We start from the raw sequence: 14480 nt of genomic DNA, 5'->3' as shown, positions 1-14480 counted from the left end.
AAATAAGTAGTGAACACCTTCACTTTATTTGAAAATTTTTGCTGAAAAGATAATTTTTTTGTGGAGTGGAAGGCTAATTGACACCTGTGGCATAGCGAGACTGGCGAGCCTCTAAACACGAAGCGGCTCGGCGCTAGCCCACGGGAAAGCAAGTAGCCTGCAACGGAAATCCATCTTCCTCTTTCACAAAATAGATGGTTTTGTTTTTTTACACTATGAAAAGGGCAATGACTTATAAATAGTCATATGCCCTTTTTGTACGTTCAATCAAATAAGTAATAGGCTGATGCTGACAAAGTTTAATATCAATTTGTGGATATAGTAAGGTGATTTCCTCCGTAAAAGTCTTTAAAATGAGTGGATTATGCTTGATGGCACCACCATTACAATAAAGTGTAAATGGTCCATTCTGATAGCCCATTTTTTTCAATACAGCGCTTGCTAGAAGAACTAATTCGTAGGCAGCCTGTAGTGATATTTGCATGGCGCAAGCATCTTCTTGCTCGACTGCCTTTGCTACAAATGAGCTCATCTTGGCCAGCTGTGCATTCGTATAGGATGGATGGAATAACCATTCCGCAAGCTCTGTTACATCCTGTATATTTAAAAAATGATAGACGGCTTCTTTTAAGATTGTTGGTTCACCACGACCATCCTCCATTTTAAATACAGCTCTTACTACTTCCTGCCCTAGCCAATATCCACTTCCCTCATCACCAGCTCGATGTCCCCAACCTCCTGCACGTACAATTCGTTGCCCGTCATAGGCATAGGCGATGGCTCCTGTTCCGGAAATGAGTAATGCACCAGCCTGTCCAGCAGTCACACCAAGTAGTGTAGCTTCCGCATCATTTTCAATAATTAGCGTCTTGATTTGTAGCTGTGTGGCCTTTAGGGCATTTTGAACAATGGCCGTTACTGTGGCATGATCCTTAGGAGAATCAATGCCAGCTAACGCAAAGGTAGCTACAGCAATTTGAGAATGGGGGTACTTTTGCAAAAATGTTTCTACATTTGCTAAAAGTCCTTGTAATCTTGCTGTAGCTGATTCGACACCAATGGCTTGATAATTCGAGCCTTGCATTGTTGTAGAATAGTGAATGTCACCAGATTCAGCATGAACGACCGCACATGCTGTTTTCGTTGCTCCACCGTCAATAATCAATAACCAATCCTTCATTGATTCCATTCCTCAAGAAAGGCTGTTAATTCCTTTTCTGCTTGTATAATAGAATTTTCCTTTAAGCGGACCCATTCATAAAGGTTTTGAGCATTTATTTTTGAACGTTCGAGCGCTGCTTTCATTGTGGCTGGAGCTGGGCCACCTAGCAATGTTCGCACACCAACAAAAGATTCTGGCTTTAATGTTTTATAAAAGTCTTCTTCTGAAATAGCTAATTCCTTTCCCGTAATCAATTTAGATTGTGTATTGGCAAGGCCCCATGTAAGGCTTGCTAGTGATTCTTCGCCATGGGCAAGTAGAACTTTAATACATTTGCTAACAATACTATGTGCTTGGCGGAATGAAATCCCCTCTGAACGCACTAATGTATCTGCAAGCTCTGTAACATTGGCAAAGCTATTCTCTGCACGGTTTCTTAATTTCTTTTTATTAACATCCATTGTGACAACAAGAGAACCAAATAACTTGTAAATACCATTTAAACGGTCAATGGCACGCCATAAATAGGGCTGCATATCATCTTCAGTGTCGACGATATCTCCGAACGGTGTATTATGTACCATTTGTAATACTGTACTTGCATCTCCAACAACCGCAGATAGTAATGAACGTGTATGCTCTACGGAAACAGGGTTACGTTTTTGAGGCATTATGGAACTTATCTGGACATATGGACTTGCGAGTGTGAATGCATTAAATTCCTGGGTAGCCCATAATAAAAAATCTTGAGATGTACGGCCGAGATTGAGTGCAGCCAGCTGTACAATACTTGCCGCTTCAGCAATATAATCTGCGCCTGCAACAGCATCCCACGCATTTTCGATAATATCATCAAATGCCAGTAGATCACGCATCCGTTCTCTACTAATATTAAAACCTGTCGTTGTTAAGGCAGCCGCCCCCATACTACTGCGATTGACAGTTTTATAGACATGCTGCATCCGCTCAAAATCACGCTCAAGCTGGTCAATAACAGCTTTTAAATAATGGGCAAAGGTTGTGGGCTGAGCCTGCTGTGTATGCGTGTAGCCAATCATGATGGTATCTATATGTTCCTCGGCAGCAGCGATTAAGTCATCACGTAATGTTAGTAACTCGTTCATTAATAATAATAGTTTTTTCCTTAAGGTCATACGATAGATGGCAATCCCCATATCATTCCTACTTCTGCCAATGTGAAGATTTCCTGCAACATCACCAGCAAGCTCGATTAGTTTATTTTCAATGCGGAAAAATAAATCCTCATATTGGGGACTGTAATCCTCTAAACGATAATAATTTAAATCTATTTTTTTTAGAGCTATCCCAATTTGTTTCGCTTCATCTTTTTTTACGAGTCCTTGTTCTTCTAACATTTTTAAATGAGCAATATTAATTTGTAGCATGATTGTTAAAAAATTTTTCTTCGCCTCATCATAAGCTGGCTGTAAGACAATTTTCCGATAGATGTTAGAAGGGAATATCATCCCATCTTCCCGCTGCGTTTTGTTGCGAAAATCTTCAAACATTGTAATGGCCTCCTAATAGATTGGCAGCTAGATGGCTGTACCAGCACTGCCTTTTGATAGTTTTTCAGAAATAATAAGAACAACTAAAATTAAGCAAATTTGTAAGACACCATAAGCACAGGCGGTCCCAAATTTAAATGCATATAATTTTTGGAATATCGCTACAGACAATGGAATAGTAGATGTACTGTATATTAGAATGGATGCAACAAACTCACCAAAGCTTTGCACGAGAGCTAAGAGTGTCCCTGCTAAAATTCCGGTGAATGTTAACGGTACGACAATCCGCCTAAATGTATACCACCAATTGGCGCCTAAGCCACGTGAAGCCTCTTCAATCGATTGATCTAGTTGTACAAGAGAGGCGGAAGTAGATCGAAAAACAAGTGGTAAATGTCGAATAAAATACGCTAATGGCAAAATCCAAAATGTACCGATCAATACTTGATTGAAACTAAAAATACTTTCTGTACTAAAGGCAGCGATTAAATTAACCGCTACAACAGTACCAGGTAAAGCCCAAGGTACCATAATCAAAATATCGAGCAATGTTTTCCCTTTAAAGTTTAACCGAACCATAGCATAAGCAGCAGCGACACCAAAAATGATATTGCCGATTGTTGCTATGACACCCATTTGAATGGAATTCCAAATAGGCCGCCATGTACGCTCATCAGTAAAAAGAGCAATATAATGATCGATCGTATAGTCGGTCGGGAGAATTTGCGTTTTCCAAGCACCATCAACAGAAAAAGATATCAATATCAAAACTAATATCGGCAATATTAATATGAATGTCCCAACAAAGGATGCGATTGTTGCCATAACTTTAATTTTTTTAGAGGATACCTCGGAACGATGAACACTGATACCCTTACTGAGATTTTGATAATTTCGCTGATTCTGATACCAACGCATGATGATTAAAAAGGTAATAGATACAAAGGATAAAATCATCGACTGTGTTGCAGCCATCTCAAGATTGCCATTTGTACGTGATAAATATATTTGCATCGTCATGGTGCGCTCTACACCAAACATTAAAGGTGCTGTATAGGAAGCCATTGAGATCATAAACACTAATAAGGACGAGGCGACAATGGAAGGTGTCAGCATTGGTAGAATAACCTTTGTCCATACGCGAATACGCCCTGCACCTAGACTGGTTGCAGCCTCTTCTAAAGCAGGATCGAGCCCCTTAATAGCAGCTGAAGCTGTTAAGTAGAAGTACGTATACATCGTGAAGGTATGAACGACGATAACTCCCCAAATGCCTTTCAATGCAAACGGTACATGGTCTAATCCGAATAGATGCTGAAAGATTCGAGGGAAAATACCGCTATCGCCATATAAAAATGAAAAAGAAAGTACACCCACTAGAGGAGGAAGTGCCATAGGAACTAATACTAAAATAGACAGTGTACGCCTTCCTGGGAAATTATAGCGCTCCAGTAAAAAGGCCATCGTAACCCCAACGACTGCACAGCAAATAACACTGATGATCGAAATATAAATACTGGTCCATAAAGCTTCTAAGTTTGCTGGGCTCGCCAGATCAAAAAATTTTTTATAGTGAAAGAAAGCCTCATCACCAGCAAAGCTTTGGATAAATGTTTGATAGAAGGGGTAAACCACATAGGCGAACAACACTAAAAATAATGGCGATATTAAAATATAAACAAACCAATTGGATTGAAAAATTCGTGTCCACGCGCTTTCCTGAGAGGCATTGACAGACTGTTTTCCCATATTGGCTTCCTCCTATTCCCCTAATAAGTACAGTGAATCATGAGCCATATTGATTGTAATGTCTTCACCGATTTTCTTTATTTGGTCATAAGAATTAATAATCATTACTTTAAGTGAAAATGCCGTAAAATCTACAATGTAATTGACGCTAATACCTGTAAATTCAACAAATGTAATTTTTCCTGTTAACGTATTATCACCAGTACCTAGTTGAATAGACTCCGGTCGAATAGAAATAAACACTTTGTCTCCAATCATATGCGTTAAAGAGGGGGAGCTTTGTTGCTTTCGCCCAGTCAAAAGATGTCCATTTAAGATTCTCACTTGTACATTTTCACCATTAATGGCTTGTATAGTGCCTTCGATTAAATTGGTTTCACCAATAAAGTTAGCTACAAAACGATCTTCAGGCTGATGATAAATTTCTTGAGGAGTCCCAATTTGCTTGATCAAACCATTCTCCATGACCATGATTCGATCCGACATAGCCATTGCCTCCATCTGATCATGAGTAACGTAAATTGTTGTAACGCCAAGCTCAGATTGAATTCGTTTGATTTCAATACGTGTTTCCTCACGCAATTTAGCATCTAGATTGGATAGAGGTTCATCCAGTAATAAAATATCTGGCTCAATTACAAGCGCTCTAGCTAAAGCAACCCGTTGTTGTTGTCCACCAGATAGTTCATTTATTTTTCTGTTACCATAAGCTGCTAGATGTACTTGTCCTCTAATGCGGTCAACCTTGTATTGAATTTCGGTCTTTGAAAATTTCCGCACTTGTAAACCAAAGGCAATATTTTCATCAACCGTCATATGAGGAAAAAGAGCATAATTTTGAAATACCATACCGATATTGCGTTTATTGGGCTGAAGTCGAGTGACATCTCGATCGTCAAAAAGAATTTTACCTTTAGAAGGGTAATAAAAGCCTGCAATCATCCTTAAAGTGGTTGTTTTGCCACAGCCGCTAGGACCGAGAAAAGTAAAAAATTCCCCTGCTTTTATTTCAAGATTTATATCATTCACGCCATACACTTGACCAAATTGCTTTGAGACATTTTCAATTTTGACACTTCTCAATCATAAACTCCTCTCTAACAAAGAATGCAGATGATACAGGAAGGTAAAAATTCGCAGCACAAGTCGAATTTTTACCTATTTTATTATTTGCCGCGCCCTTTTACATTGTTATCCCAATATTCCATCCATTCAGCTTCTTTGTCAGACATTAGCTGCCAATCAATATCGAACGTTTTTAAATCTAATTCCTGATACCATTCTGGCATGGAAGCCTTATCGATATCAGAACGTGTAGGAATTTGATAATAATCGTTCGCCAATTGTGTCACCATTTCTTTTTCAAATAAGAACTCTACAAATAGTTTTGCATTGTCTAAGTTTTTCGCATTGTTTACAACGGCTACACCATCTACTAAAATAGGTGCACCACTTTTTGGATAAATATAATCAAAAGGATAATCAGTCGTATATTTCTTTAATAAAATATCTTGCAAATTCCATAAAGAAACACTACCTTCTTGTCGTGTTAGCTTTAAATATAAGGCATTAGGATCTTGTGTATACTCCTTTGTATTAGCATCTAATTGTAATAACCATTCATAGCCTTTATCAGGTGAATCGTCTCCCTGTCGTACAATCATAGAGGAATAAATTGTGCGCATTGTACCTGACGCAAGCACACCTCTAATTAGAATTTGATCCTTCCATTTAGGATCTAATAGGTCATCCCAGTCCTGAGGCCCTGTTTCTTTTGTCAGTAAATCACTATTAATCATAATGACCTCTGGTAGCAACATCTCACCAAACCAACGTCCATCTGCATCTTTGTGTGAGGCATCAATGGCACCGATAAAGCTAGGCTGCCAAGCATGCAATAAGTCTTCATTTGCTCCAACAATGAGAGCGGATTGCGTTCCACCCCACCAAAAATCTGCTTGAGGATTGGCCTTTTCACCGCGGAGGCGCTCTAAAATTTGCTGTGCCCCCATCGTTAAAAACTCGACCTCAATGTCTGGGTATTTTTCATTAAACTGATCGATCACATTTTGCACCATTTCTTCATCACGACCTGTGTAAATGACAAGCTTTCCTGAAGGTGTCGTTGCTGCCACTTCTGTTTTATCACCATCAGATGTTTTGTCTTTATTTGCTGCACCATCTGTAGAATTTTGCTGATTATTGCCGTTACAAGCAGCTAAAGCTAAAAACATCAACACAAGGAAAAAACCAAGAATGCGGGTTTTTTTCATCATCTTCTCCTTTCATAAAGTAAGGTACTTGCATATTGCAGTATAATACGAAAGGATAAGATTAATGTTAGAATTATTAAAAAATTACATTTGCCTTCATCATAGCTAAGTACTTAACAGTAAGCAATGCGATTTCAGCAAAATTCAAAAAAACTCCTTAAAAAGGAATCATTCCATTTTTAAGGAGTTTTTTGTCGATTTATGAATGGGCTTCTAATAAGCTGTCTTTTTGTTGCCGTTGTGCAATAATGGTTGGCAGCATCATACCAGCAATAACGAGAATAATCCCTACGATTTGTACAGCGGTTAAAGGTTCATGCAGAACAATAACCGAAACTGTAACGGCAACTGGTAATTCGATGGCACTTAAAATGGAAGCTAGCGCGCCACCGACTTTAGGAATAGCGATTGAAAATAAGTAAATTGGTAAAATGATACCGAAAAGACCTAGTGCTAGTCCAAATTTCCATAAGCCTTGCATGAATAATTGGCCATTCCAAATAACCTCAGGGCTAAGGAAAATACTAATCATAATAAGGGCTACGAAGGAAACGATTAATACCCGAGAAGTCGTAGTAACTCCCTCGACAGGCCGCGAATTGAATTGAATGAAGCAAGCAAAGGTAAAGGCTGCTGCAAAGCCAAATAGCCACCCTTGGATAGGGATGCCACTTAAATCTACATTTAATACACCAGCAGCTAAAATAGTTCCTGCAAATAAGATAATGATCGAAATTACTTCAGGTCGACTGGGTAATCTTTTGTGTAGGGCACAATCAATTAGCAGACCAATCCATGTAAATTGGAATAGCATGACTACCGCAAGAGAAGCGGGTAGATATTTTAAAGATTCTCCATACACTATTCCTGTCGTCCCAGTAAAAATTCCAGCACAAATTAAAATAAGTAAGCCCTTTTTGGATGGACTCGGTAATTTTCTGTCTGTAAAAATAAAAATGGCTACAACGAGTAAAAAGCCAATTATATACTGACTTGATACTGCCTCTGATGTTGTAAAGCCATGCTGCATAGCTACTTTGACAATCGTTGACAATATACCGTAGCTACTAGAAGCAATGACAATCAAAAGAGGGTAAATAAAATTTGTTTTCATATATAAATATTTCACTTCCTAAAACTGTTTCACCATGTGATGGAATGGCTCATCGATTATGGACCATGGCTCTGTAATAACAAAGCCCAAACGCTCATAAAGTCGGCGAGCATCTTCTTTTTGGGTTTCAACATTTAATGATAATTTTGTATAGCCGCGCTGCTTTGTTAGCTCTTCGGCAAATTGTAATAGCAATGTTCCAATTCCTTTACCTCGTGCTTCTGGTGCTACGCAAACAGTATCGATATATGCCTCATCTTCATGTGCTTCTTGATCAATGACAATGGATGTAGCGTTTTTTGCTTCTAGCCATTTAACAAGGTTAGCATCCATGTGAACGGCTTGTGCACCGTGATAATAAACGAGAATCCCTAATATTTGCTCTCCTTCAGTAGCGACAAAGGTATTTAAATAAGAATGTCGATTGTCGTCACGTTGAAAAAGAATTGTCAGTTCTTGTATAACAGCTTCAGCTGATTTCTCGCCAGTTAAGCGATTAGCAATTTCACCAATTGCATCGATAATAAGAGGCACAACGGCATGGGCATCATGTGGTTGCGCTTGTCGAATTGTAATACTCATCTTGATAATCCCTACCTTTCTATAGGCAAGTATAACAAAGATAGAGATTGACTCAAATTTTATAGCCCACTAACAAAAGTAAAACCCATTAGCTTAATCCAGCAGGTGTTCAACAAAACACTAAATTAAAACAATGGCTCTAGCTGATATCAAAGATTTTGAAAAGAGGCTTGTATGATGCAGATCAGTCAACCGTTGTCACAGGACGGACAGACAGCCAGTTATAGATTCACTTCTACTCGTCAGCTCGAAAATATTTGGACGCAATGACGCCCCGGCGTCATTGATAGAATGACAATTTTCGTGTTAATCTATAATGACTAGACATTTTGGAGGACAATCATGACAAAGCAAGAGAAGGGTTTTATTTTAGTCTATGGAGATGCTTTTATTGACTATATTGCTGATGATGTAACAAACACATCATTTACTAAATATATGGGTGGTGCAACGGTAAATGTTGCAGCTGGTATTAGCCGAATTGGGGCACCGTCGGCATTAATTACTATTACAGGGGATGACGAAGGCTCTCAATTTGTGCGAGATGGGCTTGCCCAAGAGGGTGTACAACTGGATTATGCCGTATTTAATCCAGCAAAGCGAGTAAGTGGCGTATATGTGCATCTTACAGAAGCGTGTGAGCGGATTTTTAAAGATTATGTTGATGAAACACCCGATTTACAAGTGGAACCATCACAGCTAAATGAAGCAGCTTTTAAACATGCTTCGGCTTTAACAGTATGTTCAGGTACTATGTTCCATCCAACAGCACTTGCCACAACGCGAGCTGCTGTAGAAATGGCAAAGGATAAGGGTGCAATTATTGCAATGGATGCCAATATTCGACCGCTACGTTGGAGCAGTGAGGAAATTTGTCGAGAGACGATTACATCATTTTTTGAGGATGTTGATATTTTAAAGGTTACGGATGATGAATTATTCTTCCTGACAGAGACAACTACCTTAGAAGAGGGCATTGCACATCTCAATAGCTATTTAGTGCCTATTATCTTAATCACAGTAGGAGAAAATGGTACTTATGCTGTACTTAATGGTGAGGTTCTCCATGTGCCGACGGAGAAGGTAGTACCTGTAGATACGACAGGTGCGGGCGATGCATTTATGGCAGGCGTACTACGTGATGTCCATTATAATGGCTTACCTACAACGCAAGAAGAACTCGTACGCTGTACAAGCTTCGGCAATAAATTAGGAGCTTTTGCTGCCACAAAAGCAGGTGCATTAACTGCCCTACCATATTATGAGGACATTAAGCATTTACTAAAATAAACATGTGGGATGTGGAGAATATGGAAAAGAACTACGATGTTTTAGTAGAAGATCGACTATTCTTTGGTGGTGCAAAAGACGCTGAGACTGCATTTGCACAAGAATCCGTAAATATTGTGATAGATGTTCGTGTTCAAGGGCTTTCCACACAAGAGCAGCAAACAGTTCCTTATTCTTATAAACATTTGCCAATTGCAGATGAAGAGATTGAGGTAGCACCATCTATTCAACAAGTAGCGAAAGAAATTGCATCAGCCTTCGAGGACGGGCAAAAAGTATATATTCACTGTGGAAGTGGTGGCGGACGTGCAGGTGTTGCCGCCGCAGCCGCATTAATGGAGCTGGGAATGGTTAATTCATTAGAGGAAGCAGAAGCAGCAGTTAAAAAAGCTCGTCCACAAGTATCCATTCGCCCAAAAATGGAAGATGCATTGCAACAACTATATAAATAAAAAAAGATGTACCTATTAGGGTGCATCTTTTTTATTAAATTTTATTTTGTTCTATACATATTAGAACAAAGTTGTTATAGTTAATATATAACAAATGATGAGGTGATCTGTATGATGGAGGAATTAGCAAAGGTTCCATGGGCGGTTATCGCACCGCTCATCATCGTTCAAATTATATTAATGATCGTAGCGCTTATTGATCTGCGTAAAATCCATGCCACAAATGGTCCTAAAATTTTATGGGTATTTATCATTCTATTTGCCAATCTATTAGGGTCCATTGCGTACTTTATAGTAGGGAGAAAGCAGTCATGACAACATTACTTCAAGTTACAGGCTTGACCAAGCAATTTGCAGAGCACACAGTTGTAGATAATATTCATTTCGTGTTAGAAGAAAAGACTTCAACAGCTTTAATTGGACCAAATGGAGCTGGCAAGACAACAACTTTATCTATGTTAACAGGGCTCTTAAAACCGACTGCTGGAAGTGTAAGGATGTTAAATGGAGATTTACGTGCGAATATAGGGTTTTTACCTCAATATCCGCAGTTTCATCCTTGGCTAAGTGCATTAGAGTTTACAGAAATGGCTGCTAGGTTGAATGGTGTAGCAGCCAAAAAAGCTAAATTAGAAGCACAAAAAACATTAGAGTTCGTAGGGTTGGGGGATGCGCTACATAAAAAAATAGCCACTTTTTCTGGGGGAATGAAGCAACGTCTTGGTATTTCCCAGGCAATTGTGCATAAGCCTAAATTACTGCTATTAGATGAACCAGTTTCAGCGTTAGATCCCGTTGGACGCAGAGAAGTGCTCGATTTATTAAAAGGTTTACAACAAGAGACAACCATTTTATATTCAACGCATATTTTAAATGATGCGGAAGAAATGACAGACCAGCTATTATTTTTGCAAAATGGAAAACTAGTGGAACAGGGTACATTACGTGAGGTACGGCAACGTTTTGATGAGCAAAACTATGTAATTGAATTTGGCAGTGAAGAAGAGGCGAAGCTTTTTGCGGATCCATCCTATACTATAATCGGTTGTTATGTGTATATTGAGGTTGTGAATGAGGAGCCAACGATGAAGGAGCTGCTACAACGTTTAAGTGCATGTCCTTATACCATCCGAAAAGTGGAGCGACAAACAGCATCTCTGGAAGAAATTTTCATGAAGGTGGCGAAAAAAGCATGAGTGGATTCAAAGTACTTCTGCAAAAGGAATATAGAGAAGCATGGCGGAGCTGGAAATTTTTATGGATACCTCTCGTGTTTGCTTTGCTTGGAATGAGTGATCCACTAACAAACTATTATATGATGGATATATTAAATGCTGTTGGGAATGTACCTGAGGGCTTTGAAATGCTAATGCCAGAATTAGTGCCAGTTGATTTACTCCAAGCTTCTATTGGACAGTTTCAAACAATAGGCTTACTGGTGATGATGGCTTCATTTGTAGGGGCTATTAGTAAAGAACGAGCAAGTGGCATGGCTACCCTCTTATATGCACGGCCCATTTCATATGGCGCCTACTTTATGAGTAAGTTTATTGTTATAGGCACAGTTTGTTTTGTAAGTATTTTAGCTGGCTTTGCTGCAAGTGTATATTACACAAGCATATTATATGGAACTTTGGACATTGGAGCACTACTAATTAGTTTTTGTACGTACTATATTTGGCTGTTATTTGTAATAGCTGTCTCATTACTGATGAGTGCTAGTTTTAAAACGGTTATAGCTACTACATGTGCATTTACGGTGATCTTTGTAGGGCAAATCGTAGATATGATAGTGGGAATCTTTTGGACAATATCTCCTTGGAAACTAGCGAGCTATGGAATTTTGCTAGTACGAGGAGCAATGGACATGTCAGACTATTGGTGGAGCCTAATAATGACTGTGGCATTAACAATTATCTGTATTAGCATTGGGATCGCGATGATGAAAAGAAATGCGTCTATGGCAAAAATCTAAAAAAGATAAAACGGTAAAAACCAGTTTACGATGAGTTTTTACCGTTTTTTATTTTTAAATCATCCCACCATTTATAAGCAGTATCAGCCCGACAAAGAACATAATCCAAGAAAGAGCAGAACTTATACTTTGATCAAAAAGTGTTTGAATTTTTCTTAACGGTTGATTCATAAATCCACAGAATAAAAGATGTAAAACAAGTAGAATGATTCCTGGTGTAATCATCCCAAGTTAATGCGATCTATTTCGGCAGCTACAAAAATTTGCTGTCGGAAAGCTTGCTTTTTATCTCGTTATTGATTCGAAAGCTGGATGAATTTCTGGATAAGGGACTCTGTTAGCCCTCCCTCAATAGCCGCAGCGTTCTTTAATCCAAGTATGGCACTCTCCATCTGTTGTCATTTCTTTTGTTCCTCCGCTATAAAAGTTAACTTGTTTGCCACGCCCATGAATTATTTAGTAGAGTTTGAATTTCTTTTAATTTGAATCCTGATGCCTTTAAAAATACGATTTGTTGGGGCATTTTCACCGTAAATCCTCTGTCCATCCTCCGTCTTTGCTGTTGGAAGTAACAGTCCAATCTCCTCACAGTAAGCCAGTTTGCTTGGAAACATGGTGAATCGTCAGCAAAATAACTAATCCCCCTCTCTGTTACAGCTAGTATATAAAATAACGTTACGTCACTTTCAAGGGGGAATTGTTAATTCATTTCTATATTTAAAAACTACATTCTTGGAATCTCCATAACTTAGGAATATAATGGGTGTGTAACTCGAAATTTGTCAAATAACTCGGAAAATATATAGATGAATAGAGAAAGAAGGTACATGAAAAGTGGGGACTGAAAACTCCGATCGTTTCCTGACAGCGTTTAATCGAATAGATCATAGATTACGAGATATTGTAGGAGCCAAGGATTTTATGGCTTTTTATCGACTGATTGATCAAGCGAAGAAAAAGGATGTCTTGGTGAAGAAATATGAGGATGATTTACGCTCATATGCCGACTTACGTAATGCTATTGTGCATCATCGTACTTCCTTACATTATGTCATTGCAGAACCACATACCGATGTTGTAGAAAGAATTGAATACATAGATGCTACCCTTGCTAAGCCAACGCTTGTGGGACAAATGTTCCGTAAAAGAGTACTGGTTTTTCAGGAAAACGATTCATTGAAACATGTACTAAAAGTGATACGCCAACGCAAATTTACGCAGTTCCCAGTTTATTATAATAAGCAATTTAAAGGGCTTATCACGACAGTAGGAATTACCAATTGGCTTGCTTCAAAAATGGGTGGTGACCATCTACCAAAAAGGATTCCTACGTTGCATGATATTTTAATGCATGAGAAAAATAGAGTAAATTACAAATTTGTCAGCAGATCTTTAACGATCTATGAGGCTGAGGAGATTTTTAAACAAGGGGTCGAAAGGGGAAGGCGCTTCGAGGCCTTACTAATAACAGAGCATGGCGAACCACATCAAAAATTACTAGGTATCATTACACCATTAGATATAGTAAAGATCGACTAACAAAGAGACGAGACAAACAATTACGGGCTTGAATGTCTCGATTTGTCTTTTAGGCTAATGTATAAGGATCCATTTGTTTGGACTTGAGCAAAATAAACTTCTTCTACTGATTGCACATTTTGTTTTTTTAATTTTTTCAATACCCAATCTTCTGTTAGCTCAAGCTCAACTATATTTTCTGTAATAAGTTGACCATCCGAAATGACTTCTGTAGGCAGATAAGTAGGTGGTGATACATCCGCTTTCACATCTTGCTTCGTAGCCACTTGCTCAGAAGTTTTTTGTAAAACACTGAGTTTACCATTTGTTTCTAACATAGCATATTCAACATCCTGTACAGAAAAAATGGCTTGTTCACGTAGCATCATTGTTAGCTCATCTAAATGAAGACGATTTTTTTGTAGAGCTGATTCTAATATAAGCCCCTTTTGAATAACGATGGTAGGTTTATCATCGATGAGAACACGAGCCTTTTTAGATTTAATGGTAATGACGGTCATCAAATAGGTTAAAGCACTCCACCAAACGAGGGATATCATACCATCTAAAAAAGGTGTTTCTTCCTGTGAGGCTATTTCTGAAGCAATCGAACCAAATGTAATACCTGTAATATAGTGGAAGAATGTTAACTGGCCCAATTGTTTTTTCCCAAGTATACGTGCCAGAATGAGTAATGCAAAAAACGAAAGTGTTGTTCGAAGAATCATTTCCCAAAAGTGAGCATGAATAAAGCTTTCCATGCATATATCAACTCCTTTTACAGCTGTCGAACTATAGCTTGTGCAAAATGGTCGATAGTATGCGACAATCCTGTA

Annotated in this window: 14 protein-coding genes; 6 read left to right on the top strand and 8 right to left on the bottom strand. The window is 38.6% G+C overall.

What is annotated here, in order from left to right; genetic code table 11:
* Positions 1–232: 232 nt before the first annotated feature.
* The 7 genes from MHI34_RS06610 to MHI34_RS06580 all read right to left on the bottom strand — a co-directional run bounded on the left by MHI34_RS06610 (position 233) and on the right by MHI34_RS06580 (position 8409).
* Positions 233–1180: a BadF/BadG/BcrA/BcrD ATPase family protein gene (locus MHI34_RS06610; RefSeq protein ID WP_342504284.1), complete on the bottom strand. Its 948-nt coding sequence runs from the start codon at positions 1178–1180 to the stop codon at positions 233–235.
* Positions 1177–2691 carry an argininosuccinate lyase gene (gene argH, locus MHI34_RS06605; RefSeq protein ID WP_036124962.1) on the bottom strand — a complete coding sequence of 505 codons (1515 nt, stop codon included), beginning with the start codon at positions 2689–2691 and terminating at the stop codon, positions 1177–1179. Before argH ends, MHI34_RS06610 begins: the two co-directional genes overlap by 4 nt.
* A 27-nt stretch (positions 2692–2718) precedes the next feature.
* Entirely contained in the window at positions 2719–4440 is a 1722-nt protein-coding gene (locus MHI34_RS06600) for an iron ABC transporter permease (RefSeq protein ID WP_058843773.1), read from the bottom strand.
* 12 nt (positions 4441–4452) lie between these two features.
* Positions 4453–5523 carry an ABC transporter ATP-binding protein gene (locus MHI34_RS06595; RefSeq protein ID WP_342504283.1) on the bottom strand — a complete coding sequence of 357 codons (1071 nt, stop codon included), beginning with the start codon at positions 5521–5523 and terminating at the stop codon, positions 4453–4455.
* Between the two features lie 83 nt (positions 5524–5606).
* On the bottom strand, positions 5607–6713 hold the full coding sequence (locus tag MHI34_RS06590) for an extracellular solute-binding protein (protein ID WP_036124955.1): 1107 nt from the start codon (positions 6711–6713) through the stop codon (positions 5607–5609).
* A gap of 199 nt (positions 6714–6912) precedes the next feature.
* Positions 6913–7827, bottom strand: coding sequence for a DMT family transporter (locus tag MHI34_RS06585; RefSeq protein WP_036124953.1), 915 nt, complete (start codon positions 7825–7827; stop codon positions 6913–6915).
* A gap of 18 nt (positions 7828–7845) precedes the next feature.
* Complete coding sequence (locus MHI34_RS06580) at positions 7846–8409, bottom strand: GNAT family N-acetyltransferase (RefSeq protein ID WP_036124951.1); 564 nt, start codon at positions 8407–8409, stop codon at positions 7846–7848.
* Between the two features lie 342 nt (positions 8410–8751).
* Here MHI34_RS06580 and MHI34_RS06575 point away from each other — a divergent pair, with 342 nt between their 5' ends.
* The 6 genes from MHI34_RS06575 to MHI34_RS06550 all read left to right on the top strand — a co-directional run bounded on the left by MHI34_RS06575 (position 8752) and on the right by MHI34_RS06550 (position 13665).
* Positions 8752–9699 (top strand): carbohydrate kinase, encoded by a 948-nt coding sequence (locus tag MHI34_RS06575; protein ID WP_342504282.1) that lies wholly within the window; start codon positions 8752–8754, stop codon positions 9697–9699.
* Between the two features lie 20 nt (positions 9700–9719).
* A complete protein-coding gene (locus tag MHI34_RS06570; RefSeq protein ID WP_342504281.1) occupies positions 9720–10151 on the top strand; it encodes a dual specificity protein phosphatase family protein in 432 nt (143 codons plus the stop codon).
* 111 nt (positions 10152–10262) lie between these two features.
* A complete protein-coding gene (locus MHI34_RS06565) occupies positions 10263–10466 on the top strand; it encodes a PLD nuclease N-terminal domain-containing protein (RefSeq protein WP_004233126.1) in 204 nt (67 codons plus the stop codon).
* Positions 10463–11347 (top strand): ABC transporter ATP-binding protein, encoded by an 885-nt coding sequence (locus MHI34_RS06560; RefSeq protein WP_036125076.1) that lies wholly within the window; start codon positions 10463–10465, stop codon positions 11345–11347. The genes MHI34_RS06565 and MHI34_RS06560 overlap by 4 nt, the downstream gene beginning before the upstream one ends.
* Positions 11344–12126 carry an ABC transporter permease subunit gene (locus tag MHI34_RS06555; protein ID WP_330493871.1) on the top strand — a complete coding sequence of 261 codons (783 nt, stop codon included), beginning with the start codon at positions 11344–11346 and terminating at the stop codon, positions 12124–12126. The genes MHI34_RS06560 and MHI34_RS06555 overlap by 4 nt, the downstream gene beginning before the upstream one ends.
* An 834-nt stretch (positions 12127–12960) precedes the next feature.
* On the top strand, positions 12961–13665 hold the full coding sequence (locus MHI34_RS06550; protein WP_036125082.1) for a CBS domain-containing protein: 705 nt from the start codon (positions 12961–12963) through the stop codon (positions 13663–13665).
* Between the two features lie 20 nt (positions 13666–13685).
* On the opposite strand, the gene MHI34_RS06545 is transcribed toward MHI34_RS06550, so the two are convergent.
* Positions 13686–14405, bottom strand: coding sequence for a DUF421 domain-containing protein (locus tag MHI34_RS06545; protein WP_080717103.1), 720 nt, complete (start codon positions 14403–14405; stop codon positions 13686–13688).
* Positions 14406–14480 lie beyond the last annotated feature (75 nt).

Origin of the sequence: Lysinibacillus sp. FSL L8-0126 (assembly GCF_038630385.1) — a bacterium.
GTDB lineage: Bacteria > Bacillota > Bacilli > Bacillales_A > Planococcaceae > Lysinibacillus > Lysinibacillus fusiformis_D.
The sequence above is the reverse complement of the archived record's forward strand: the minus strand, read 5'-3'. Positions and strand labels throughout refer to the sequence as shown.